This is a genomic window from Bacillus sp. JJ1127 (assembly GCF_036965845.1).
GTDB lineage: Bacteria > Bacillota > Bacilli > Bacillales > Bacillaceae_G > Bacillus_A.
Window position 1 is genome coordinate 1 of sequence record NZ_JBALQK010000432.1, and the last position, 611, is coordinate 611.

Consider the following 611-nt stretch of genomic DNA (forward strand, 5'->3'; position numbering starts at 1 on the left):
AAAGTTACATCTAGAACAAGAATTATGATGATAATATATTCTATAAAGAAATTATCTATTAAAAAGGATGAATCTAATGATAGTAACAAATGATTTTCAATGTAATGTGTGTGAAAGTATCACTCGTATTAAATTGCAACTGAGTTGGCTAGATAAATACGCCGTCCGAATTAAATGTGGTAGGTGTCATATTTCCCTATTTGGAAATGTATATTTGGATCAACAGAATGCAGGGTTTTCTATTAAATTTAAAAATGTAACCGCTTAAAGAATAAGATCCATATTTATATTTGTAGTAATCTCTGTATTTGTTTTACGTTCTAATGTATAAGGGGCATCTATTTTAACGTAATAGGGATACCGTTTCCCAGTGCAAAATTGATATTTTTTTAATTACTTCTGGGATTGGCTCAATGAACATAACATTTGACCAAAAACATCTATTGGGACACGTTTAATCGTACTTCCCGAAATTACACTACATGCTTTAGAAGAACATCGTGAGCGAATAAATGTAGAAAAAGAACGTTACAGTAGCGAATATAACGATTATAATTTGGTTTGCCCTATCTTCAACGGTAATCCCTGTAAATTCAGAAGTTTGACACAGC